Below are 23,060 nucleotides of genomic sequence, written 5' to 3'. Positions count from 1 at the left end.
TTTTCCAACCTTCCATGGCGAGACAGCATGACCGTCCAGGCCGACATCCTCAAGGCGATCGAAGGCATCGAGCATGGCTTCCAGCAAGCCGGCCAGGCACTCTCCGAACGGATATTCCATTGCCGGCAGGTGCATGGCGCCGAGATCGTCGACGCGCGCTCGTTGTCGGAATCGGGACGGCATGCCGCCGACGGTGTTTTCAGCGAAGGGCCGCTGGCGGTCGCGGTGGTCACCGCGGACTGCCTGCCGATTCTCATGAGCAGTCGCGACGGTCGGGTGGTGGCCGCCCTGCACGGCGGCTGGCAGGGGCTCGTCGCCGGTATCGTCGGCGCGGCGGTGGCGCGCTTCAATGCGCGCGGCGTCGCCAGCGCGGACATCCGGGTCGCCATCGGTCCCGGGATCAAAGCCTGCTGCTACGAGGTGAGTGCCGGGTTCATCGAGGCGTTGCAGGTCGGCCACGGCCGCCTCTGGGAGGGCGCGGTGCCGCCCTGGAGCCAGCGTCGTCCGCTCCCCGAGCGGCCACCCCGGTTCGCTCCGCCCGAGCCAAGGCAGGCGGAGCAGGGCGCCTGGCTGGACCTGGTAGCCTTCTGTCGCCAGTTGTTCCAGGCCGCCGGCGTCGGGCCGGCGCAGATCGAAGCCAGCGCCGTCTGCACCTACTGTTCCGGCGATGCGTTCGCCAGTCATCGCCGACGCCAGCGCCTGGGCGAGGAGAAGCGTCAGCAGTACGCCTGGATCGCGCGCAAGCCGTGACCGCGTATCGGTATTGTCCGGAAATCCTGGATAGTCATGACGGTTGTCTGCTGTTTATCCGCCAATACCCGGCTTCTAGACTTTCCCTGTCGATGCGTGGCTGTCGCCACGCTCATTCCAGGAGAGTCCCAGCATGCCTGACATCACCCAAGCCGCCATCGTCACCGGCGCCTCCCGCGGCATCGGTCGCGCCATTGCCCGGCGGTTGGCCGCCGACGGTTTCGCGGTCGCGGTCAACTATGCCGGCAACCAGACCATGGCCGACGAGGTCGTGGCCGAAATCGTCGCCGCCGGCGGCACGGCCATCGCCGTACAGGGCGACGTGGCCAGCCCGGAGGACATGGACAAGCTGTTCGAAGCCACCAGGGGCGCCTTCGGCCGCATCGACGTGGTGGTCAACAGCGCCGGCACGATGCCCTACCTGAAGATCGCCGACGGCGACCTGGAGGGCTTCGACCGGGTGATCCGCACCAACCTGCGCGGCGCCTTCATCGTGCTCGGCCTGGCTGCCCGGCATGTCGAGCGCGGCGGACGGATCATCGCCCTGTCCACCAGCGTGATCGCCCGGGCGCTGCCCAGCTACGGTCCGTACATCGCGTCCAAGTCCGGGGTCGAGGGGCTGGTGCACGTGCTGGCCAACGAGTTGCGCGGCCAGGACATCAGGGTCAACGCGGTGGCGCCCGGCCCGGTGGCCACCGAGCTGTTCTTCAACGGCAAGAGCGCCGAACAGATCGACCAGATCGCCAGGCTGGCGCCGCTGGAGCGTCTCGGCGAGCCGGACGAGATCGCCGCGGCGGTGTCCTTCCTCGCCGGGCCGGACGGGGCCTGGGTCAATTCCCAGGTGCTGCGGGTCAACGGCGGTTTCGCCTGAGCCGTGTGGGCGGGGCACGAAAAAGCCGGCGCGAAGGCCGGCTTTTTCGTGGTCGCCACTGGCGGTCAGCGGTCGTTCTTGGTCGAGGAGCCGATGGCGTTGCTCAAGCCCTTGCTGTTGTGATCGCCGGGGGTGGTGGCGGAGATCGCGCTGGCCTGCGACAGCCCGCGGCTGTCGCGGGAGCTGGCGATGCCGGAGGTGGCTGAACCATGGCCTTTGCTGGAGTGGCCGCCGAGGTTGCCGCCATGGCTGCCGCCCTTGCCGCCGCCATGACCGCCGCCATGACCGCCGCCATGACCGCCACCGTTGCCGCCGCCATTTCCGCCCTTGGCATAGGCGGAGCCGACAGGAGAAAGCTCGCCAGGCAGCAGGGTGCTGCCCGCGAACAGCAGGCCGAGAGCAGCTACGGCGAACAGGGTATGTTTTTTCATTTGAGGGATGCCTCCGCAGGCATGTGGTGTGCCGTCTAAAGACCGTTGCGCGAACGACAGGTTCTGTGGAAAGCGACGGATGGCGGGCCCTGCCGGTGGTTCCTCCTTCAGCGGTTGCGCCAGTGCTCGGCGAGCAATCCGTAGAGCGCCGAGTCGGAGACTTCTCCGGAAACGATCCAGCGTTGTGCGAGCAGGCCCTCCTGGCGGAAGCCCAGGCGCTCCAGGCTGGCGGCCGAAGGCCGGTTGCGCGGATCGATCTCCGCCTCCAGGCGGTTCAGGTCGATTTCATCGAAAGCGAACGCCAGCAGCCTGCGCAGCGCCTCGCCCATGTAACCCCGGCCCTGGGCTGCACGTGCCAGGCAGTAGCCGAGTTCGGCGCGGCGCGAGCCTTTCTCGAAATGGAAGAGGATACAACTGCCGAGCAATTGGCCGTCTTCTCGACGCTCGATGGCCAGGTTCAGGTATTCGCCGTCGACGAGCGCCTGGCTGTCCCGCAGGATCGCCTCGCGGGCCTGCGCAGGGGTCGTCCACGGCGGTGTGTTCCAGTAACGCATGACTTCCGGGTCGGACATCATGGCGAACAGCGGCGCGGCGTCTTCCTCTCGGAAAGTGCGTAGCCGCAGGCGCGGGGTGTCCAACGGGTGGGGAAAGACGAAGTTCATCGGGCGCTCCTTTGCCGAGGTCGGAGGCTGCGCAGCTTAGCGCGCAGCGGCGAGGTCCTGGAGCTGATGTGCGTGCGGATGTTTCGCCGTGCGGGCTGGCTCAGTCGCCGGGACCGCCGAGTAGCAGCATCTGGTTGCCATCCGCGGCGTCCGGCGCGAATCCCTCGGGACACTTGCCTTTCAGGTGCCAGGCGAAGGCGATGATCTCGGCGATGGTGCGATACAGCGCTTCCGGAATGGCGTCGCCGAGTTCCAGGCGGGCGAGCAGGCGGACCAGCTCGGCGTTCTCGTAGATCGGTACCTCGTAGTCGCGGGCGATGGCCAGGATCGCCTCGGCCAGTTCGGCGTCGCCCTTGGCGGAAAGGGTCGGCGCGGCCTGGCCGTCGTAGCTCAGGGCGATGGCCTGGCGCGGGGCGGGTGACTGCTTTCTGTTCATGCGGTTTCGTCTACCCAGCGTTGTTCGATGGTCGCTCGCGGGCCCTGGGGCGGGCGGCCGCGTTGGCAGGTGATCTCGCCAACGGTCAGGCCGGCGTCGCGCAGGCGTTGGCGCAGGTGGCCGAGTTCATGCTCGACCAGCCGTGCGGTCGCGTCTCGCTCGGCCCAAAGCTGGCTGGACAGGCTGCCGCGTAGCAGGGTCGCCTGGGCGTGCAGCGGTCCCAGCGGCTCCAGGTCGAAGGCCAGTTCGACGCGCCAGAGGCTTTCGCGGGCCTCTTCGCCGGTCTTGCGCTGTTCTTCCTGGAACTTCACCTGCAACGGTACCACCGAGTGCTGATGGCGCATGGGCACCTCCATCTGCCAGGTCGCCAGTTGGGTGCCATCCGGCAGGGTGCTGGTCTGCGCCAGGCTCGACAACTGATGGGTCTGCAGGCGGGAGATCGCCGCGGCGGCAAGGCGCAGCAGCGACTCCAGTTCCATGTCCTCGTCGAACAGTTGGAGAACCTTGCTCGGCAGGGGAAAGTTCAGTGCCTGGGTCTTGTTGGCGCTCTGTCCCAGGTTGCCCAGGGCGTTGCGGACAAAGGCCGGCAGCGCCTGGGCCAGGTTCGCCGTGTTGCCGGCGAACATGCCCGGCGCCTGGGCGCCGGTCGGCGGCAGCGGCGACAGCTGGGCGAACAGGCGCAACAGGTTGGCCTTCAGGTCCTGGCCGAGATGATCGGTGGCGCCCTGCATCAGGCGCGCCTCGAGGAACAGGCCGCTCTGCTGCAGGGCCTGGCCGAGCAGCTTGGAATCGCCCATCTTCTGCGCCTCCGGCAGGCCGGCGAAGAGGCGCTCCACGGCCTGGCGCAGGCTGTCCGGCAGGTCGTTGCGGCCGTTCAGCCTCTGCAGGGCGGCGAACAGGCCTTCCAGGGAAGCCTGGCGGGCGCTCTGCCCGGCCAGTTGCTGGCCCAGCGCAAGCTGGTCGAGGCGTCCGCTGAGCGGCAGGAAGTCGATCTGCTGGCTGTTTTTCACCAGCGCCGTGAGCAGGCTGCCGACCGGCAGCGCCTGGGGCGAGTCGAGGCTCAGCTTGCTGCCGGCGAGCGGCGTGTTGAGCAGGTTCAGCAGGACCCGGTAGACCACCTGCTGGGCCTTGTCCGCCGGCAGCGCGGTGCTGGACAGGACCTTGCCCTGGAGCAGGGTGCCGGGCGGCAGTTGCTCCAGGTCGAGGCTGCTCAGCGGGCCAGCGCCGGCCATGCTGTCGAGCAGGGTTGCAACCACGCTGGTGTTGCTGGTGGCGCTGACGTTGAGCAGGTTGCCCGGCACCAGCGGCCGATTGCTCTGCACTTCCACCAGGCTCTGCCCGCTGTTCGCCAGGGTCAGCTTGAGCAGGACCTGGAAATTGTTCGCCAGGCCTTCCTTGACCGCCAGCACCTCGGCCTTGCCCGACTCGCCTTCGCCCAGCAGGCCGGCCAGGGTCTGCACCAGCTTCAGGGTCATCTCGGCGTCGGCCTGGGCGTTGCCCTGCGATTGCGCCGGCGGCAGCGGGCGTGGGGCGGAGACCGGGGGTAGTGGCGGGGAAGCGCCTATCTCGGCTGGCATGGGTAACAACCTGTCTTAAACGACCCTGCGGAGGCTGGGGAAGGGCGTGTATAATGCCGCGCCTGTCAAACAGGCTGGCCGCGTCGTCACCAGTATAGCGGCCGTGTTTATCCCGACTTTAGGGTCTGTTCCGTGAAGGCCTCCGGCGCCGCGACGAGGAGAGACGCTTGGCGATGTTGTTCGATGTCCGATCCTGCTGAAGTCCCCACAGCCAGCCCCTTGCTGGAAACCGTCGGGCTCGCCTGCGAGCGCGACTGGCGCATGCTGTTCGAGCGCCTCGACCTGCGCCTGGCCGCCGGTGAGATGTTGCAGGTGGTGGGTCCCAACGGCAGCGGCAAGACCAGCCTGCTGCGCCTGCTGTCCGGACTGATGCAGCCGACCGCCGGGGAAGTCCGCCTGAACGGCCGGCCGCTCGCCGAACAGCGCGGCGAACTGGCCCGCAGCCTGCTGTGGATCGGCCACGCCGCGGGAATCAAGGGCCTGCTCAGCGCCGAGGAGAACCTCACCTGGCTCTGCGCGCTGCACCAGCCGGCCAGCCGCGAGGCGATCTGGCAGGCCCTGGCCGACGTCGGCCTGCGTGGCTTCGAGGACGTTCCCTGCCACACCCTTTCCGCCGGCCAGCAACGCCGCGTGGCGCTGGCCCGCCTGTACCTGGACGCACCGCCCTTGTGGATCCTCGATGAACCCTTCACCGCCCTCGACAAACAGGGGGTGGCGCAACTGGAAACGCACCTGGCCGGGCATTGCCAGCGCGGCGGGATGGTGGTGCTGACCACCCACCACAGCCTGCAGCAGATGCCCGCCGGCTACCGCGAGCTGGACCTCGGTGCGCTCAAGGCGGCCAGCGGCGCGACGGTCGAGCCGGCGCTGGGCGACCCGGCATGAGCAACGTCTTCAGCCTGCTCCTGGCGCGCGAGGCGCGCCTGCTGTTCCGCCGACCGGCGGAGCTGGCCAATCCGCTGGTGTTCTTCGCCATCGTCATCGCCCTGTTCCCCCTGGCGGTCGGGCCGGAGAGCCAATTGCTACAAACCTTGTCGCCCGGCCTGGTCTGGGTGGCGGCGCTATTGGCCGTGCTGCTCTCGCTGGAAGGGCTGTTCCGCAGCGATTTCGAGGACGGTTCTCTGGAGCAGTGGGTCCTTTCGCCGCACCCCCTGGCTCTTCTGGTGCTGGCCAAGGTGCTGGCACACTGGCTGTTTTCCGGGCTGGCCCTGGTCCTGATGTCGCCGCTGTTCGCGCTGATGCTGGGCCTGCCGGCCCGTTGCATACCGGTGCTGCTGCTTTCCTTGTTGCTCGGTACGCCGGTGCTGAGCCTGCTCGGCGCCGTCGGCGCGGCCTTGACCGTGGGCCTCAAGCGCGGCGGCCTGTTGCTGGCGCTGCTGATCCTGCCGCTGTACATCCCGGTGCTGATTCTCGGTAGCGGGGCGCTGCAGGCTTCGCTGCAGGGACTGCCCAGCAGCGGACATTTATTGTGGCTGGCGAGCCTGACGGCGCTAGCATTGACACTCACGCCATTCGCCATCGCTGCCGGCCTGAAGATCAGCGTAGGCGAGTGAGTCCGCCCGCCGAAGGCATCGGCGGGCGTGCGGTACCGGGCGGCTGTGCCGCCCACGCTTGACCCGGGCTGGCAGCGGAAGGTCTGCCCGGTATTTCCAAAGAGCCCTGTAAACAGAGCCTGATGATGAATTGGACATGGTTTCACAAGCTTGGGTCGCCCAAGTGGTTCTACGAGATCAGCGGCCGCTGGCTGCCCTGGTTCGCCGTGGCGGCGGCGCTGCTGATCGTCACCGGCTGCGTCTGGGGGCTGGCCTTCGCGCCGCCGGACTACCAGCAGGGCAATAGCTTCCGCATCATCTATATCCATGTGCCGGCGGCCTTCCTCGCCCAGTCCTGCTACGTCATGCTGGCCGTGGCCGGTGCCGTCGGGCTGATCTGGAAGATGAAGATCGCCGACGTGGCGGTGCAGTGCGCCGCTCCCATCGGCGCCTGGATGACCTTCGTCGCGCTGCTTACCGGGGCCGTCTGGGGCAAGCCGACCTGGGGCGCCTGGTGGGTCTGGGACGCGCGCCTGACGGCGATGCTGATCCTGCTTTTCCTCTATTTCGGCATCATCGCCCTCGGCCAGGCGATCAGTAACCGCGACAGCGCGGCCAAGGCCTGTGCCGTACTGGCCATCGTCGGCGTGGTGAACATCCCGATCATCAAGTACTCGGTGGAGTGGTGGAACACCCTGCACCAGCCGGCCACCTTCACCATCACCGAGAAACCGGCGATGCCGGTGGAGATGTGGTTGCCGTTGCTGATCATGGTCCTCGGCTTCTATTGCTTCTTCGCGGCCATGCTGCTGGTGCGCATGCGCCTGGAAGTGCTCAAGCGCGAGTCCCGCACCGCCTGGGCGAAAGCCGAGGTGAAGGCCCTGGTGGAGAAGGCACGATGAGCTTCGAATCGTTCGGCGACTTCCTCGCCATGGGCCATCACGGTCCCTACGTCTGGTCGGCCTACGGCATCAGCCTGCTGGTGCTGGCGATCAATGTCGCCGAGCCGCTGCTGGCCCGGCGCCGCTACCTGCAAGAAGAGGCGCGTCGTCTGCGCCGGGAGGCCCAGCAGTGAATCCGGTCCGCAAGAAACGTCTGATCATCGTCCTCGCCATCGTGGTGGGCGTCGGCGCCGCGGTGGGCCTGGCGCTGTCGGCCCTGCAACAGAACATCAACCTGTTCTACACCCCGACCCAGATCGCCAACGGCGAAGCGCCGACCGACACCCGCATACGCGCCGGCGGCCTGGTGGAAAAGGGTTCTCTGCAACGCAGCGAGGATTCGCTGAACGTGCGTTTCGTGGTCACCGACGGCGCCAAGGAAGTGACCATCGCCTACCATGGCATCCTTCCCGACCTGTTCCGCGAGGGGCAGGGCATCGTCGCCCTCGGCAAGCTGGGCGGCGACGGCGTGCTGGTGGCCGATGAAGTGCTGGCCAAGCACGACGAGAACTACATGCCGCCGGAAGTCACCAAGGCGCTCAAGGACAGCGGCCAACTGAAGCACTACGAGAACGGCAAGGCCGCCGGCGAGACCTCGTACAACCAGGAGGGCAAGTAGATGATCCCCGAACTCGGCCACCTGGCCCTGATCCTCGCCCTCTGCCTGGCCCTGGTGCAGTCGAGCTTGCCGCTGGTCGGCGCCTGGCGCGGCGACCGCCAGTGGATGAGCCTGGCGCGCCCGGCGGCCTGGGGGCAGTTCGCCTTCCTCGCCTTCGCCTTCGGTTGCCTGACCTGGGCCTTCCTGCGCGACGACTTCTCGGTGGCCTACGTGGCCGGCAACTCCAACAGCGCGCTGCCCTGGTACTACAAGTTCAGCGCCGTTTGGGGCGCCCACGAAGGTTCGCTGCTGCTCTGGGCGCTGATCCTCGGTGGCTGGACCTTCGCCGTGTCGATCTTCTCCCGGCAACTGCCGGAGGTCATGCTGGCCCGCGTGCTGGCGGTGATGGGCATGATCAGCACCGGCTTCCTGCTGTTCCTGATCATCACCTCCAACCCGTTCAGCCGCCTGCTGCCGCAGACCCCGATGGACGGCAACGACCTCAACCCTCTGTTGCAGGACGTCGGCCTGATCGTCCACCCGCCGATGCTCTACATGGGTTACGTCGGATTCTCGGTGGCCTTCGCCTTCGCCATCGCCGCACTGCTCGGCGGCCGCCTGGACGCCGCCTGGGCGCGCTGGTCGCGGCCCTGGACCCTGGTAGCCTGGGCCTTCCTCGGTATCGGCATCGTGCTCGGCTCCTGGTGGGCCTACTACGAGCTGGGCTGGGGGGGCTGGTGGTTCTGGGATCCGGTGGAAAACGCCTCCTTCATGCCCTGGCTGGTCGGCACTGCACTGATCCACTCGCTGGCGGTGACCGAGAAGCGCGGCGTGTTCAAGAGCTGGACCGTGCTGCTGGCGATCGCCGCTTTCTCCCTGAGCCTGCTGGGCACCTTCCTGGTCCGCTCCGGCGTGCTCACCTCGGTGCACGCCTTCGCCTCCGACCCGGAGCGCGGGGTGTTCATCCTCGCCTTCCTGCTGCTGGTGGTCGGCGGCTCGCTGACCCTGTTCGCCCTGCGCGCGCCGGTGGTCAAGAGCCAGGTCGGCTTCGCCCTGTGGTCGCGCGAGACCCTGCTGCTGCTGAACAACCTGGTGCTGGTGGTGGCGGCCTCGATGATCCTCCTCGGGACCCTCTACCCGCTGCTGCTCGATGCCCTCAGCGGCGCCAAGCTGTCGGTCGGCCCGCCGTACTTCAACGCCATGTTCCTGCCGCTGATGGCGGCGCTGATGGCGGCCCTGGCGGTCGGCGTGCTGGTGCGCTGGAAGGACACCCCGAGCCGCTGGCTGCTCGGCATGCTGACCCCGGTGCTGGTGGCCAGCGCGGTCCTGGCGGCGGCCGGTTCGATGTACTTCGGCGATTTCAACTGGGCGGTGCTGGCGGTGTTCCTGCTGTCCGCCTGGGTGGTCCTGGCCGGTTTCCGCGACTTCCTCGACAAGACCCGGCACAAGGGCGTGCTGGCCGGCGCCCGCAGCCTGACCCGCAGCTACTGGGGCATGCAACTGGCGCACCTGGGCATCGCCGTGTGCGCCATCGGCATCGTCCTCAGCAGCCAGTACAGCGCCCAGCGTGACCTGCGCATGTCGCCCGGCGACACCGTCGAACTGGGCGGCTACCACTTCCTCTTCGACGGCGCGAAGCACCACGAAGGGCCGAACTACACCTCGGACAAGGGCAGCATCCACGTCAGCCGCGACGGCAAGGAGATCGCCACCCTGCATCCGGAGAAGCGCCTGTACACCGTGCAGAGTTCGATGATGACCGAGGCAGGGATCGATGCCGGCTTTACCCGCGACCTCTACGTGGCGCTCGGCGAGCCGCTGGAGAACGGTGCCTGGGCGGTGCGCGTGCACGTCAAGCCGTTCGTCCGCTGGATCTGGTTCGGTGGCCTGCTGATGGGCCTCGGCGGCGCCCTGGCGGCGCTCGACCGGCGCTACCGGGTGAAGGTGAAAACACGTGTGCGCGAGGCCCTGGGCCTCGCCGGTCAGGGAGCCTGAGTCTTGAAACGAGCGATTCTGCTGCTGCCGCTGGGGATCTTCCTGATCGTCGCGGTGTTCCTCTTCCGCGGCCTCTGGCTGGACCCCAGCGAGCTGCCCTCGGCGCTGATCGGCAAGCCGTTCCCGGCCTTCGACCTGCCCAGCGTGCAGGACCCGGCCCGGCGCCTGACCGAGGCCGACCTCAAGGGCAAGCCGGCGCTGGTCAACGTCTGGGGCACCTGGTGCCCGTCGTGCCGGGTCGAGCACCCGGAACTGACCCGACTGGCCGAGCAGGGCGTGGTGATCTACGGGATCAACTACAAGGACGACAACGCCGCCGCCATCAAGTGGCTGAACGAGCTGCACAATCCCTACCTGCTGAGCATCAGCGACGCCGACGGCACCCTGGGCCTGGACCTGGGCGTGTACGGTGCGCCGGAAACCTACCTGATCGACAAACAGGGCATCATCCGCCACAAGATCGTCGGGGTGGTCGACCAGAAAGTCTGGCGCGAGCAACTGGCGCCGCTGTACCAGCAACTGCTGGACGAGCCGGAGGCCCGATGAAGCGTTTCCTCGCCACCGCGATGCTCGGTCTCGCCCTCTGCGGCGTGGCCCGGGCCGCCATCGACACCTACGAGTTCGCCAGCGACGCCGAGCGCGAACGCTTCCGCAACCTGACCCAGGAACTGCGCTGCCCGAAGTGCCAGAACCAGGACATCGCCGACTCCAACGCACCGATCGCCGCCGACCTGCGCAAGCAGATCTACGGCCAGTTGCAGCAGGGCAAGAGCGACGGCGAGATCGTCGACTACATGGTTGCCCGCTACGGTGATTTCGTTCGCTACAAGCCGCCGGTCAACGAGCGTACCTGGCTGCTCTGGTTCGGTCCGGGCGCCTTGCTGCTGTTCGGCGTGCTGGTGATCGGCGTGATCGTCCTGCGCCGCCGGCGCACCGCTGCCAAGGTGCAAACCACCCTGTCCGCCGAGGAGCAAGCGCGCCTCGCCAACCTGTTGAAGAACGACAAATGATCGATTTCTGGCTCGCTGCCGGCCTGCTGCTGCTGGCGGCCCTGGCATTCCTGCTGATTCCGCTGCTGCGTGGCCGTCGCGCCCAGGCCGAGGAAGACCGTACCGCCCTGAACGTCGCGCTTTATCAGGAGCGGATCGCCGAGCTGGCCGGTCAGCAGGCCGCCGGCACGCTGACCGCCGAGCAACTGGAGAATGGCCGCGCCGAGGCTGCCCGCGAACTGCTCGCCGACACCGAGGGCAGCGGCGAAGAGCGTAGCTCGCGCCTGGGCCGGGCGGTCCCGCTGGTCGCGGCGCTGCTGGTGCCGTTGGTCGCGCTCGGCCTGTACCTGCATTGGGGCGCCAGCGACAAGGTCGAGCTGGCCCGCGAATTCGCCCAGGCGCCGCACTCCATGGAAGAGATGACTGCGCGCCTGGAGCGCGCGGTACAGGCCCAGCCGGATTCCGCCCAGGGCTGGTACTTCCTCGGTCGCACCTACATGACCCAGGAACGCGGCGCCGATGCGGCGCGGGCCTTCGAACGCGCCGCCGAACTCAGCGGGCGGCAGCCGGAAGTGCTCGGCCAGTGGGCGCAGGCACTGTATTTCTCCGGTGGCAAGAAAATGACCGCGCAGATCAAGGCCCTGGCCGACGAGGCGCTGAAGGGCGACCCGGCCGAAGTGACCACCCTTGGCCTGCTCGGCATCGCCGCCTTCGAAGAGCAGCGCTACGCCGACGCCATCGGCTTCTGGGAGCGCCTGGTGTCGGTGTTGCCGAACGAGGACCCGGCACGCTCGGCGATCCAGGGCGGCATCCAGCGCGCCCGCGAGCGCATGACCGAGGCCGGGCAGACTCCGCCGGCGCCGGCCGCGCCCGCTGCCGCCGGGGTGACCCTGACGGTGAAGGTGGATATCAGCGACGCGGTGAAGGGCCAGGTCAAGGCCGACGACAGCGTGTTCGTCTTCGCCCGCGCCGTCGGCGGCCCGCCGATGCCGTTGGCAGTGAAGCGCCTGACCGTCGCCGACCTGCCGGCCGAGGTCAGCCTGAGCGATGCCGACGCCATGATGCCGCAGCTCAAGCTCAGCGGTTTCCCGCAGGTCGAGCTGGTGGCACGGGTATCCCGCGCCGGCAACGCCATCTCCGGCGAGTGGATCGGACGCGGCAAACCGTTGTCTACTGCCCAGTCGTCGGCGCAAGCGCTGACCATCGACGGCCCGGACCAGCCCCAGGCGGCCCGGCCATAACGACAATCGGTTGGGGAGGTGCGGCGGTGAAGGCGAAGTATCTGGGTCTGGCGATTCTCCTGGGCGGTCTCGGCGGGTGCGTGGTGCATCCGCCGCAGACCAGCGAACCGCCGGCCTCGCTGCCGCCGCAGAGCCAGCCGCAGCCCGGTCCGTCCAGCGCGCCCGGCGCCACCCCGCCGCGCATCACCCCGCAACCGCAGACTCCGGCGCAGCCCAGCCGCTCGCGTCCGCAGTTCGCCCCGCCGCCAGGCGGCAAGGGCGTCTGGGACGGCAGCCTGGGGGTCTACGTGATCCGTGGCGAGCGCGATCTCTACTACCGCCAGCGCACCTACTACCGGTGGGACGGCGGCTGGTTCTGGTCCACCAGCCCGCAGGGTCCATGGACCGAGACCGACGCTCGCGGCATCCCGCCCGGTCTCAGCCGGCGCTACGCCAATCCATGATCCCTAGGGGTTCTCCGGGTCGTGCCCGAGCGACTGGATGAACAGCGAGAACAGCTCCGGTTGCGAGGAAATGTCCAGCTTGGCGTACAGGTGGCGCCGATGGACCTTGATCGTCTCCGGCGAGATCGCCAGGCGCTCGGCCATGGCCTTCGACGAGTAGCCGCGAAGGATCAGGCGGGCGATCTCCAGTTCCCGTTCCGATAGCACGCTGGCGCCGAAGTGGCTGAGGGCGTCGCGTATCTGCGTGGCCATCTCTTCCTGCGGTGCAGCCGGCAACAGGCGCTGGCTGCGCTGCTGCCAGTGCTGCTGCATCAGCGCCAGGACCCAGCTCGAGAGCAAGCCGAGCATCCCGCATTCCTCGTCGGCGAACATCCTCTGCATGCCCAGCGACAGCGACAGCGCGCCCTGGCCGGGCACCTGTAGGATGAACTGCACCTCGTCCTCCAGAACGTTGTCGTGGAAGTAGCTGAGGTAGTACTCGCTCTGCCGGAAATGGTCCGGGGCGATCTCCTCGAGGCGGTACAGGCCGCTGGCCAGGCCTTCCCGGCAAGCCTGGTAGAAGGGGTCGAGCAGGTACAGCCCGTTCAGGTAGGCGAGCATCGAGGCCGGCCCGGCGTGCGGTTCGGCGTCGTATTCCTCCAGGGCCACCGGCACGCCGTTGGCGGGGTAGAAGATCGCCAGGGCGTTGTCGAACGGCAGGTGCTGGCGCAGCAGCAGGATCAATTGCTTCCAGAAACGGTTGCCGCCGATCTGTTCGATGGCGCGGCCCAGGCTGGCGTGCATGCCGATGTCCCGGAACAGGGTGTGCATCCGTATTCGCTCCACGGTGGGTTTTCGCAGGCTCCGGTTTGCGGCTTTTCCACCCGCCGCGTCAAGGGGCGTAACCCCAAAGGGTGATTGGCCCGCCGGTTCCGCGCTCCTAGAGTCGGCGCATAACCAGCGCCCCGGCAAGGGGCCGCCGCGAGTCTCCGTTACTGCCTCAACTTCAATAACAATCAGAGGACAACGACATGAGCTCTTCCCCCGCGCCCGAAAGTGCGCTGAAACCCACGCTGGGCGTGTTCGACGTGGTCGCCATCACCGTTTCCGCAGTCACTCCCGCCAGTTCCGTCTTCGTCATCGCCCCCTTCGCCATCCAGCAGGCCGGCACCGGCGCTTTCTGGGCCTTCGCCCTGGCCGGGGTGCTGGCGCTGATGTTCGCCTGGTGCTATGCCGAGCTGGGCAGGGCGCACAGCACCGCCGGCGGCGAGTATGTCTACGCCAAGCGGGTGTTCGGCGGCTTGGCCGGCTACGCCACCTTCCTCACGGTGCTGGCGATGCTGCTGTTCATCCCGCCGGTGCTCGCCACCGGCGCGGCGACTTACCTGAACGCTGCCCTCGGCACCCACTTCGATGCGCAGACCGTGGCCCTGGCGATCGTTGCCTTCAGCTACCTGCTGGGCATCCTCAACATCCGCGTCAACGCCTGGGTCACGGGTACCTGCCTGCTGCTGGAAGTGGCGGCGCTGCTGGTGATCGTCGGCCTCGGTTTCGGCCATGCACAGCAACCGGCGAGCGTCCTTCTGCAGCCGCAGGTAGTCGGCGACGGCGGGCTGCTGGCGATCGCACCCTGGGCATTGGTGATCGGAGCGGTCGGTACCGCGCTGTTCTCCTACAACGGTTTCGGCGGCGCGGTGCTGCTCGCCGAGGACATGAAGGACGGCGGTCACAGCGTGCATCGCGCGGTGCTCTGGTCGCTGGCGCTGGTAGTACTGATCGAGATCGTCCCGCTCGCCGCGCTGCTGATCGGCGCGCCGTCGCTCCCGGCGATGCTCGCCAGCCCCGACCCGATCGGCTACCTGTTGAACAGCCATGGCAACGAGACGCTGTCGCGCCTGGTCAGCGCCGGGATCTTCCTCTCGGTGTTCAACGCCATCGTCGCCATCGTCATCCAGAGCGCCCGGGTGATCTTCAGCAGCGGTCGCGACGCGCTCTGGATGCCAGCGTTGAACCGTGCCTTCACCCGTATCCATCCGCGCTGGGAATCGCCCTGGCTGGCCACGCTGTTCCTCGCCATTCCCTCGGCGGCGCTGAGCTTCAGCTCCAACCTGGCCGAACTGACCTCGTTCACCGTGTTGCTGATCGTCATGGTCTACCTGATCGTCGCCCTCTGCGCGCTGTTCAGCCGGGTGCTGCGGCGCGACCGCGAGCATCCCTACCGGATGCCGCTGTGGCCGCTGCCGGCGCTGCTGGCGGTGAGCGGCGCGGGATACCTGCTGCTCAACCTGTTCCTGGCGGCCTCGGCCAGGGACGTGATGATCATTGTCGGACTGCTGGCGGTGTCGGTGATTCTCTACTGCACCTACGGCAAGCTCAGTCCGGCGTTCCAGAAGCTTTGAAACAGGAGTCCGCATGCGCGCTCGACAACTTGGCATCACCCTCGGCCTGGGCACTCCCGGCCCGTTCAACGCGATCACCGACGTTCCCGGCGTGCGCGTCGGCCACAGCACCCTGAACCAGCGGATCGACGGCAGGCAGGTTCGCACCGGCGTCACCCTGGTCCAGCCGCGCGCCGGTGCGGCGCGCCTGCAACCCTGCTTCGCCGGCTGCCATGTGCTCAACGGCAACGGCGACGCCACGGGCCTGGAGTGGATCCGCGAAGCCGGCCTGCTGACCACCCCGATCGCCATCACCAATACCCACAGCGTCGGCGCGGTGCGCGACGCGCTGATCGCCGAGGAGCGCGCCGAACTCGGCGACAGCGGGCTGTACTGGTGCATGCCGGTGGTGATGGAGACCTTCGACGGCCTGCTCAACGATATCTGGGGCCAGCATGTCGGCGCCCGCCAGGTCGGCGAGGCGCTGGCCTGCGCCGAGTCCGGACCGGTCCGCGAAGGTTCGGTGGGCGGCGGTACCGGGATGATCTGCCACGAGTTCAAGGGTGGCATCGGTAGCGCATCGCGGCGGCTTCCGGCGGAGCAGGGCGGCTGGACGGTGGGCGCGCTGGTCCAGGCCAACCACGGCCAGCGCCGCGAGCTGCGGGTCGACGGCTATCCTGTCGGCCGCCGGTTGGGCGACATCCCCTCGCCGTTCAGCGAGGAAGGCACCCCGGGTATGGGCTCCATCGTGGTGATCCTGGCCACCGATGCGCCGCTGTTGCCGCACCAGTGCCAGCGCCTGGCGCAGCGCGCCTCGATCGGCGTCGCGCGCACCGGCGGCGGTACCGAGGACTCCAGCGGCGACGTGTTCCTCGCTTTCGCCACCGGCAACCAGGACCTGCCGCCAGCCGACTATGCGCGCAAGGACCTGCCGCAGAGCACGCCGCTGCGGATGCTCAACAACGACCACATCTCGCCGCTGTTCGCCGCGGCGGCGGAGGCGGTGGAAGAAGCCATCGTCAACGTGCTGCTGGCCGGCGAGGACATGCGCACCGAGGACGGCCGGCTGGTGCCCGCGCTGAAGGGGGAGAGGCTCCTGGCGGCGCTGCGCGAGACCGGCTGGCCGGGACGCTGAAAGCGGCTCAGCGCCAGCCGCGGGTGCGCGCCACCGCTTCGCTGAAACGCACCTGCCAGCGCCGGGCGGTGCCGGCGTCGACCCGCGGCTGGAACTCCGTGCGGGTGTTGCGCGGCTCCGCCAGCTCGTAGCCGAGGCCACGCGCGGCAAGGGCGGCGCAACCGAAGGCGGTGAGTTCGTCGAAGCGCTGGGTGACGATGCGCCGTTGCAGGCTGTCGGAGAGGAACTGGGCGAAGTAGGGGCTGCGCGCCAGGCCGCCGTCGATGGACAGGCGGTCGGTGACCTTCAGGTAGCCGTCCATCGCCTGGATCACCTCGGCGCTGCGTAGCACCACGCCTTCGAGCAGGGCCTGGCAGAGGTCCTCGCGGCGGGTGCCGGCGTCCATTCCCAGCCACATCGCGCCGGCGCTGCGGTCCCAGTGCGGGCATGCGAGTCCCGACAGGGCCGGGACGAAGGCCAGGCCGCGCTCGATGGCCGGCGGCCGGTCGAAGCCGGCCAGTTCCGAGAAGTCGCTGAACAGGCCGAGACGCCCGGCCCACTCGACCGCGGCGCTGGCGTCGTAGACCCCGCCGTCCATGGCGTACACCGGTTTGCCATCGATCTGCCAGGCGATGGTGGCGAGCAGGCCTGTCTCCGGCGAGCGGATGATCCGCTCGCCGCTGAGGGTCAGGGCGAAGGCGCCGGTGCCGAAGGTGATCTTCGCATCACCGGGCTGGCGGCAGCCGTGACCGTAGAGCGAGGCCTGCTGGTCGACCACCGAGGCCGTCAGCGGGGTGTTGCCGATCACCCCGAAATGGCCGACGGTGTCGCGGATGTCCGGCAGGCACTCGATCGGCACGCCGAACAGGGCGCACAGCTCGGGGTCCCAGCTGCCCTCGGCGAGGTTCATCAATGCGGTGCGCGAGGCGGTGGTGACGTCGGTGGCGAAGGTTCCGCACAAGCGGTCGAGAAACCAGGCATCGCTGGTTCCCAGGCGCAGGCGGCCTGCCTTCAAAGCCCTGCGAGCGGCAGGAAGGTGCTCGACGATCCAGCCCAGCTTGCTGGCCGAGAAATAGGCGTCGAGCGGCAGGCCGCTGCGTTCCAGGACCAGCGCCTCGGCGCCGCTGGCGCGTAGACGCTCGATGTGCGGGGTGGTGCGGTTGTCCTGCCAGACGATCAGCGGCGACAACGGCTCGCCGCTGCGGGCGTCCCAGGCCATGCAGCTTTCGCCCTGGTTGGCGAGGCCGATGGCGTCGACCCGGCCGCTGGCCTCCAGGCAGCGTTGCAGGTTGGCCAGCAGTTCCAGCGGATCGTGCTCGACCCAGCCGGACTGCGGATGGTGTTGCTGGTGACGCAGCGCCAACTGAATATCGGCGCTGCCGTCCTGGTTGGCGACCAGCACGCGGGTACTGGTGGTTCCCTGGTCGAGGGCGGCGATTCGCATGGTCGGTTCTCTTCGCGGGTTCAGTGGCCGGAGGTGAGGAAGGCGACTTCCAGGCGCCGGGTGTCCGGCGGTAGGCGCAGGGCGGCCAGCGGCACCAGCAGGCGGCGCTCCGGCAGACAGGACAGGGCACGCTCCCACACCGGGCGACCATCGGCCAGGATCCGCAGGCGGCCGCTGGCGGCCTCGCTTACGCGTAGCTGCAGATGCGCCAGGCCGGGTGTCGGGTCGGCCAGCAGCCGCTGCGGCACGCACAGCTTGAGCGGACCACTGCAATCGATGGCTATGCCAGGTGCGGCACTCGGCAGTTCGGCCCGCAGGTCGGCGGCCAGCAGGCCGGCGATCCTTCGTCCCTCGCGGAACGACCAGCCGGCGGTCTCGATCGGCCGGAGCAGGTTGCCGGCGGCGAAATAGGCGGGGTCGGAGCAGCGGCCGAACTGATCGATGCGCGGGCCGCCGCTGGCCGGGTCCAGTTCCAGGTGGCTGAGGCGGACCAGGCTCGATTCGGGAACGAAGCGTCCGCTGAGAAGGATGCCGTCGCAGGCGATCCGTTCGACGCGCCCGTCGCCCAGGCGTACCCGCGCCGCCTCGACCCGGCCGCGGCCTTCGATCTCCAGCAGCTCGCTGGAGAAGTGCATCGGCACTCCGCACAGCCTGGGAAACAGCGATAGCGGCCAACGCGCGGTGGCCCGTGCGTTGCGTTCGAGCATGGCCACCGGGCGGATGCCGGCACGCCGGCAGCTCATCACGGCGGACAGGCTGACCAGCTCGGTGCCGACGATCAGCGGCCGTTCGAACGGCTTCAGGCCTTGCAGATGGAGGTAGGCTTGCAGCGCGCCGGTATTGATCACGCCCAGCGGCCGGTCGCCGCCCAGCAGGCGCGCCGAGCGCGGCGTCTCGCGTGCGCCGGTGGCCAGCAGCACGCGTGTCGCGCGCAGACTGCGCGGGCCTTCGGGGGTGGCCAGTTGCAGCAGGCCGGCGGCGGCGAGAGCAACCACGCTATGGCGCAGGCGGATATCCACCCCGGCCCGTTCGGCCTGTTCGACGTTACGCTGTGCATAGGCCGGGCCGGTCAACAGGCGGCCGTGTTCGCGCAGGCCGAACGGCGGATGCGCGCAATGCCGGGGTATACCGCCGGCCTCGCCGTCGCGCTCCAGCACGCAGACCCGGGCGACGCCCTGGCGGCGTAGTTCGATGGCGGCTGCCAATCCGGCGGGACCGCTGCCGACGATGGCGACGTCGACCTGTTCAGTGATGCTCATGGCAACTCCCGGTGGCGAGGGGCTGGGCGAGGCGGCCGGCGCTCAGCTCGGCGACCCGCGCGTTGCAGTAGAAACCCTGGCAGCGTCCCATGCAGGCGCGGGTGCGACGCTTCAGACCGCCGAAGTCGCCGGCTGGCAGCGGGCCTTCCAGGGCGGCGAGGATTTCCCGGCGGGTGACCATCTCGCAGTGGCAGACGATCTCGTCGTAGCCGGGACGCTGCCAGTCGCGCGGCAGGTGTTCGGCGAGGTTCGGTACCTGTGGCCAGAGCGGCTCGCGAACCGCTTCGTGGAAGCGCTCGCCCTGGTAGAGACGATAGACGTGGCGTGCGATGCCCAGCGCCGCGGTGAGACCGGTGGAACGGATGCCGCCGACACTGATCCAGTTGCGTCCGTCGACCTGGCGGATGCGGTATTCCTTCTTTTCGCTGGCCGGTCGCAATCCTGCGTAGGTGGCGGTGACCGGCATGCCGCGCAGGCCGGGGATCCGCTCGACGGCGGCGTCGATCAGTCGCTGCAGGGTGTCGCTGTCGACCCGTGCCTGTTCGCGGTCGTCCTGTTCCTCGGCGGTGGGGCCGGCGAGCAGGTTGCCGAAGACAGTACGGGTGAATACCACCCCCTTGGTCCGCTCGTTGGGTACCGGTAGCAGGATGTGCCGCAGCAGCGCCGCGGCGGCCTTGTCGAAGACCACGAACTGGCCCTTGCGCGGATGGATGGCGAAGCTCGCCGCGCCGAGCAGGCGCTGTTCCAGTTGGTCACCGAAGAGTCCGGCGCAGTTGATTACCTGGCGCGCGCGCAGATCGCCGCGGCGGGTATGCAACAGCCATTCGCCGCCGTCGAAGGCGCCGTCCAGCACTTCGACGTCGAAACAGGCCTCGGTGCCATGGGCCAGCGCCTGTTGCAGATAGGCGAGCGGCGCGGACCAAGGGTCGACCAGATGTTCCCCGGGGACCCGCACCGCGCCGAGCACGTTGCCGGCCAACTGCGGCTCCAGCGCCAGGACCTCGTCGCGACCGACCTGGCGGACGTCATCGACACCGTTGCCGTGGGCCTGCTCGACGATGGCCGGCAGGCGCGCCAGATCCTCGTCGCTCCATGCCGCCACCAGGGCGCCGGTTTCCAGCAGCGGCAGGTTGAGGCGCGCATGGATGTCGCGGTATTCGCGATAGCCCTCCTGCATGCAGGCCAGTTCGATGCTGCCGGGCGGCGCGTCGAAACCGGTATGGAGGATCGCGCTGTTGCCCTTGCTGGCACCGGAGAGGATGTCGGTGCTTTTTTCCAGCAGGACCACCCGTGCACCTTCCAGGGCGAAGCGGCGGGCCATGGCGCAACCCACCACGCCAGCGCCGATCACTGCAACGTCGAAGATCGCGGTCTTTGTCGCAAGCGGCTCAGTCATCGTTTCTGCCTGTTTCTTTTGGTATCAGTTTGCTTTTTGACCGTAACACTGATTTTTCACACAGAATTCTATGTGAAATTTGTTGTTTTAATGTGGCAACTGAAAGAGAAACAGTCAATCGATTAATCGACGGGCAGCCACCGGCACAGCCCCGGCCTGTCTCCGGGGCTGCGCGCGAGGGGAGTCAGGCCTGCGGGGTGCGCAGGGGGGCTTCGTGGACTTCCACCCGCGCCTGTTGCAGGGCTTCCCAGAGTTCCCCGGTAGGCTTGCGGTCGACCACCAGGCGGTTGATCCGGCTCAGCGGGAAGACCTGAAACAGGGCGCGCCGGCCGAGCTTCGAGGAGTCGGCGATAACCGTCAGTTGGCGGGCCTGGGCGATCATGGCACGGGCGATCTCGGCTTCCTCGATGGAAAAATCCATGGCGCCATCGCCGTTCAGCGCGCCGACGGTGATCACCGCATGCTCGGCGTTGAACCGGGCGATCTGCTCGATGGCCAGGGCGCCGACGTTCTGTTCGGATTCCGGGCGGTATTCGCCGCCGATCATGAATGCACGGTTGCCGGAGGCGCCGACGCTGCCGGCGATCAACAGCGAGTTGGTGATCACCGTCAGATGGCTCTGGCGCGCCAGTTCGCGGGCGAACAGCAGGGTGGTGGTGCCGGTGTCGATGAAGATGCTGTCACCGGGCCCGAACAGGCCGGCGGCGTAGCGGGCGACTGCGCGTTTTTCCTGGGCGTGCTCGTTCATTCGCGTCTGGAAGGCGTTCTCGTGCTCGCCGCTGGGCGGCAGGGCGGCCCCTCCGTGGAATTTGCTGACCAGGCCTTGTTCGGCCAGCGCGGTGAGGTCGCGGCGAATGGTTTCCTGAGAGGTGGAAAGGGTCCGCGCCAGTTCGTCCACCGAGATCCGCTCGCGCTGGCGCAGCAATTCGAGAATGTGGCGGCGGCGTTCCTCGGGGCGCATCGTGTTCTCCCATGGGCCGCATCCTGGTGCGGCGATTGTTACCGTGAATCGCCCGGTAGCGCCTGGCGGCGCTGGGCGGAAGGGGGCGGGGCGAGGCTTTGCGCAGGCCCGGCGGAAAATCCCACAGGTCCGTAAGGCAGGTACGCTCTTGGATTGGCCGCCTACTTGACCGTATGGGTGACCAATTTAGGTAAAACGAACCTTCAAATCAACACGAAAACCAAATTGTGGCACGCGAAATGCGAGTGTTCGCTTCGGCGGAGCGACCGGCGTGGCCGGCCTCCCGACCAGACAACCAGAAGAACGCATCCCGCTACGGGAGCCTGCCGAGGGGAGAACGACGCAGATGGCCGAGTTCGGAAACTATGTGATTTACCTGATCATGCTGGGTGCGGTACTTGGCGCGCTGGCTTCCATCCTGCGCCCGGAAAGCGGTCTGGGCCGCGAGTTCGTCAACGGCATCCACGCCATCGGTCCGGTGTTCCTCGCCCAGGCCGGCATCATGGTAGCCATTCCCTATCTGTCGAAGGCGATTTCCCATGCCCTCGGCCCGTTCTTCCAGACCCTCGGTTCCGACGTATCCATCGCCGCGCTGTCGATCATCGCGGTGGACATGGGCGGCTACCAGTTGGCCGATGCCCTGACCGCCAACCGCGACATGTGGATTACTGCCATGCTGGTGGGCTACACCTCCGGCGCGACCATCGTCTACCTGATCCCGGTCGGCCTGACCATGCTCGAGCGCAAGGACCACAAGTACCTGGCGCTGGGGGCGATGGCCGGGTTGATCAGCATTCCGTTCGCGGTGCTGGCGGCGTTGCTGCTGATTACCCTCAACCACATCCCGGTGCGCGAACTGGTATCGACCGGTTCGCCGGCCCTGCACTACCTGTCGCTGGACTTCCTCGACATGCTTCGGCTGCTGGCGCCGCTGTTCGTCTTCTGCTTCCTGCTGGCCGCCGGCCTGAAGTACCGGGCGACGGCGATGGTCACCGGGTTCCTGGTATTCGGCAAGGTGATGGACGCGTTCATCAAGATGGCCCTGGCGCTTTCCATCGTCCAGCACTTCACCGGAGTCTTCACCAAGGTCTTCGGCGGCTGGGGCTTCGACCCGATGTTCGCCGACGAGAAAGAGTTGTTCCGCGCCATCGAGATCGCTGGCTACATCGGCATCATGCTGGCCGGGACCTTCCCCATCTGCTACCTGTTCCAGCGCTACTGCAAGCGCCCGATGGCGGTCCTCGGCCGTTACCTGGGGCTGTCCCAGCCGGGCGCCACCGCCTTTGTCATGGTACTGGCGAACATCATCGCCACCTACCACCTGTTCAAATACATGAATGCTCGCGACAAGGTGCTTTGCGTGGCCCTGGGCGTCTGCGCCCAGGCCACCATCGGCGATCACCTGGCATTCACCGCCAACTTCCAGCCGACGCTGATCCTACCGATCCTGCTCGGCAAATTGTTCGGCGGCCTGCTGGCGGTATTCATCGCCATCCGCATCTCGGTGCCTGCCGCCGAGCGCTATGCGCGGCAGGAGCAGGAGCATGACGAGGCGGAAAAAAGCGCCCTGCACGCAGCCTGAAACATCCCCCGACGAGCGCCGCGAGCCATCGCGGCGTCGCTTTCCGCAACGAGGTAACCATGCGCAAGATATTCCTAGCCTGTCCCTACAGCCATGCCGACGCCGAGGTGGTCGAGCAGCGCTTCCGTGCCTGCAACGAGGTCGCGGCGACCATCGTCCGCGCCGGCCACGTGGTATTCAGCCAGGTCTCCATGTCCCACCCGATCAACCTGTGCCTGGCCGAGCTCGACCGCGCGGCGATCGGCAGGTTGTGGGCGCCGGTGGACGCCTTCTACATGGATCACCTGGAAGAGCTGATCGTCCTCGACCTGCCGGGCTGGCGAGACAGCGCCGGCATCCGCCGCGAGATGGAGTTCTTCGAGGCCGGCGGACAGCGGGTCAGCCTCTGGTCCGAGGTGGAGCACGAGTTTCGCTGAGGCGGCAGTGGCTGAACTGCAAGCCGAATGAAAAAGCCGGAAGCGCGAGCGCTTCCGGCTTTTTC

The 23,060-nt window shown here is 67.9% G+C and carries 25 protein-coding genes; 16 read left to right on the top strand and 9 right to left on the bottom strand.

Annotated features, from left to right (window positions below):
- Nucleotides 1-27 precede the first annotated feature (27 nt).
- Nucleotides 28-750 carry a polyphenol oxidase family protein gene (locus ACM0M4_RS19620; RefSeq protein WP_003083110.1) on the top strand — a complete coding sequence of 241 codons (723 nt, stop codon included), beginning with the start codon at nt 28-30 and terminating at the stop codon, nt 748-750.
- A 133-nt stretch (nt 751-883) separates the two neighbouring features.
- Entirely contained in the window at nt 884-1,621 is a 738-nt protein-coding gene (locus ACM0M4_RS19615; RefSeq protein ID WP_003083112.1) for an SDR family oxidoreductase, read from the top strand.
- A 65-nt stretch (nt 1,622-1,686) separates the two neighbouring features.
- Here the strand turns inward: ACM0M4_RS19615 and ACM0M4_RS19610 are convergent, their stop codons facing one another.
- From ACM0M4_RS19610 to ACM0M4_RS19595, 4 genes are all read right to left on the bottom strand, one after another.
- Complete coding sequence (locus ACM0M4_RS19610; protein WP_016561723.1) at nt 1,687-2,052, bottom strand: hypothetical protein; 366 nt, start codon at nt 2,050-2,052, stop codon at nt 1,687-1,689.
- Between the two features lie 107 nt (nt 2,053-2,159).
- On the bottom strand, nt 2,160-2,714 hold the full coding sequence (locus tag ACM0M4_RS19605) for a GNAT family N-acetyltransferase (protein ID WP_003083119.1): 555 nt from the start codon (nt 2,712-2,714) through the stop codon (nt 2,160-2,162).
- Between the two features lie 100 nt (nt 2,715-2,814).
- Nucleotides 2,815-3,150, bottom strand: a complete 336-nt coding sequence (locus ACM0M4_RS19600; RefSeq protein WP_003083121.1) for an EscU/YscU/HrcU family type III secretion system export apparatus switch protein — start codon at nt 3,148-3,150, stop codon at nt 2,815-2,817.
- On the bottom strand, nt 3,147-4,625 hold the full coding sequence (locus tag ACM0M4_RS19595; RefSeq protein ID WP_078452261.1) for a flagellar hook-length control protein FliK: 1,479 nt from the start codon (nt 4,623-4,625) through the stop codon (nt 3,147-3,149). Before ACM0M4_RS19595 ends, ACM0M4_RS19600 begins: the two co-directional genes overlap by 4 nt.
- A gap of 285 nt (nt 4,626-4,910) precedes the next feature.
- Between ACM0M4_RS19595 and ccmA the strand changes: the two genes are divergently transcribed.
- The 10 genes from ccmA to ACM0M4_RS19545 all read left to right on the top strand — a co-directional run bounded on the left by ccmA (nt 4,911) and on the right by ACM0M4_RS19545 (nt 12,466).
- Complete coding sequence (ccmA, locus tag ACM0M4_RS19590) at nt 4,911-5,612, top strand: cytochrome c biogenesis heme-transporting ATPase CcmA (protein WP_003083126.1); 702 nt, start codon at nt 4,911-4,913, stop codon at nt 5,610-5,612.
- Entirely contained in the window at nt 5,609-6,280 is a 672-nt protein-coding gene (ccmB, locus tag ACM0M4_RS19585) for a heme exporter protein CcmB (protein ID WP_003083130.1), read from the top strand. Before ccmA ends, ccmB begins: the two co-directional genes overlap by 4 nt.
- Before the next feature lie 122 nt (nt 6,281-6,402).
- Complete coding sequence (locus tag ACM0M4_RS19580; protein WP_003083135.1) at nt 6,403-7,161, top strand: heme ABC transporter permease; 759 nt, start codon at nt 6,403-6,405, stop codon at nt 7,159-7,161.
- Entirely contained in the window at nt 7,158-7,334 is a 177-nt protein-coding gene (ccmD, locus tag ACM0M4_RS19575; RefSeq protein ID WP_003083136.1) for a heme exporter protein CcmD, read from the top strand. The genes ACM0M4_RS19580 and ccmD overlap by 4 nt, the downstream gene beginning before the upstream one ends.
- A complete protein-coding gene (gene ccmE / locus ACM0M4_RS19570; protein ID WP_003083137.1) occupies nt 7,331-7,819 on the top strand; it encodes a cytochrome c maturation protein CcmE in 489 nt (162 codons plus the stop codon). Before ccmD ends, ccmE begins: the two co-directional genes overlap by 4 nt.
- Complete coding sequence (locus ACM0M4_RS19565) at nt 7,820-9,793, top strand: heme lyase CcmF/NrfE family subunit (RefSeq protein ID WP_003107324.1); 1,974 nt, start codon at nt 7,820-7,822, stop codon at nt 9,791-9,793.
- 3 nt (nt 9,794-9,796) lie between these two features.
- Complete coding sequence (gene dsbE / locus ACM0M4_RS19560; RefSeq protein WP_003083138.1) at nt 9,797-10,339, top strand: thiol:disulfide interchange protein DsbE; 543 nt, start codon at nt 9,797-9,799, stop codon at nt 10,337-10,339.
- Nucleotides 10,336-10,803: a cytochrome c maturation protein CcmH gene (ccmH, locus tag ACM0M4_RS19555; RefSeq protein WP_003083144.1), complete on the top strand. Its 468-nt coding sequence runs from the start codon at nt 10,336-10,338 to the stop codon at nt 10,801-10,803. Before dsbE ends, ccmH begins: the two co-directional genes overlap by 4 nt.
- Nucleotides 10,800-12,023, top strand: a complete 1,224-nt coding sequence (gene ccmI, locus ACM0M4_RS19550) for a c-type cytochrome biogenesis protein CcmI (protein WP_003083145.1) — start codon at nt 10,800-10,802, stop codon at nt 12,021-12,023. The genes ccmH and ccmI overlap by 4 nt, the downstream gene beginning before the upstream one ends.
- A gap of 26 nt (nt 12,024-12,049) precedes the next feature.
- Nucleotides 12,050-12,466, top strand: coding sequence for a hypothetical protein (locus ACM0M4_RS19545; protein WP_003087156.1), 417 nt, complete (start codon nt 12,050-12,052; stop codon nt 12,464-12,466).
- A 3-nt stretch (nt 12,467-12,469) separates the two neighbouring features.
- Here the strand turns inward: ACM0M4_RS19545 and ACM0M4_RS19540 are convergent, their stop codons facing one another.
- On the bottom strand, nt 12,470-13,276 hold the full coding sequence (locus ACM0M4_RS19540) for a helix-turn-helix transcriptional regulator (protein WP_003083150.1): 807 nt from the start codon (nt 13,274-13,276) through the stop codon (nt 12,470-12,472).
- A gap of 200 nt (nt 13,277-13,476) precedes the next feature.
- Here ACM0M4_RS19540 and ACM0M4_RS19535 point away from each other — a divergent pair, with 200 nt between their 5' ends.
- Both ACM0M4_RS19535 and ACM0M4_RS19530 read left to right on the top strand, forming a co-directional pair.
- A complete protein-coding gene (locus ACM0M4_RS19535; protein ID WP_003110692.1) occupies nt 13,477-14,844 on the top strand; it encodes an APC family permease in 1,368 nt (455 codons plus the stop codon).
- A 13-nt stretch (nt 14,845-14,857) separates the two neighbouring features.
- Nucleotides 14,858-15,958: a P1 family peptidase gene (locus ACM0M4_RS19530; protein ID WP_003145095.1), complete on the top strand. Its 1,101-nt coding sequence runs from the start codon at nt 14,858-14,860 to the stop codon at nt 15,956-15,958.
- A 7-nt stretch (nt 15,959-15,965) separates the two neighbouring features.
- On the opposite strand, the gene ACM0M4_RS19525 is transcribed toward ACM0M4_RS19530, so the two are convergent.
- The 4 genes from ACM0M4_RS19525 to ACM0M4_RS19510 form a co-directional block, all read right to left on the bottom strand.
- Nucleotides 15,966-17,381 (bottom strand): glycerol kinase, encoded by a 1,416-nt coding sequence (locus tag ACM0M4_RS19525; RefSeq protein WP_003145093.1) that lies wholly within the window; start codon nt 17,379-17,381, stop codon nt 15,966-15,968.
- 20 nt (nt 17,382-17,401) lie between these two features.
- Nucleotides 17,402-18,640 (bottom strand): NAD(P)/FAD-dependent oxidoreductase, encoded by a 1,239-nt coding sequence (locus ACM0M4_RS19520; protein WP_003122934.1) that lies wholly within the window; start codon nt 18,638-18,640, stop codon nt 17,402-17,404.
- A complete protein-coding gene (locus ACM0M4_RS19515) occupies nt 18,627-20,036 on the bottom strand; it encodes an NAD(P)/FAD-dependent oxidoreductase (protein WP_023084447.1) in 1,410 nt (469 codons plus the stop codon). The genes ACM0M4_RS19520 and ACM0M4_RS19515 overlap by 14 nt, the downstream gene beginning before the upstream one ends.
- A 184-nt stretch (nt 20,037-20,220) precedes the next feature.
- Entirely contained in the window at nt 20,221-20,997 is a 777-nt protein-coding gene (locus ACM0M4_RS19510) for a DeoR/GlpR family DNA-binding transcription regulator (RefSeq protein WP_003449757.1), read from the bottom strand.
- A 346-nt stretch (nt 20,998-21,343) separates the two neighbouring features.
- Here ACM0M4_RS19510 and eutH point away from each other — a divergent pair, with 346 nt between their 5' ends.
- Nucleotides 21,344-22,579: an ethanolamine utilization protein EutH gene (eutH, locus tag ACM0M4_RS19505; RefSeq protein WP_003083171.1), complete on the top strand. Its 1,236-nt coding sequence runs from the start codon at nt 21,344-21,346 to the stop codon at nt 22,577-22,579.
- Nucleotides 22,580-22,638: 59 nt separating this feature from the next.
- Nucleotides 22,639-22,995 carry a DUF1937 family protein gene (locus tag ACM0M4_RS19500; protein ID WP_003083172.1) on the top strand — a complete coding sequence of 119 codons (357 nt, stop codon included), beginning with the start codon at nt 22,639-22,641 and terminating at the stop codon, nt 22,993-22,995.
- Nucleotides 22,996-23,060: the final 65 nt, after the last annotated feature.

Origin of the sequence: Pseudomonas sp. 18-147, assembly GCF_051048045.1 — a bacterium.
Taxonomy (GTDB): domain Bacteria; phylum Pseudomonadota; class Gammaproteobacteria; order Pseudomonadales; family Pseudomonadaceae; genus Pseudomonas; species Pseudomonas aeruginosa.
Note: the sequence above shows the minus strand (reverse complement) of the source record. Positions and strands in the feature narration are given on the sequence as shown.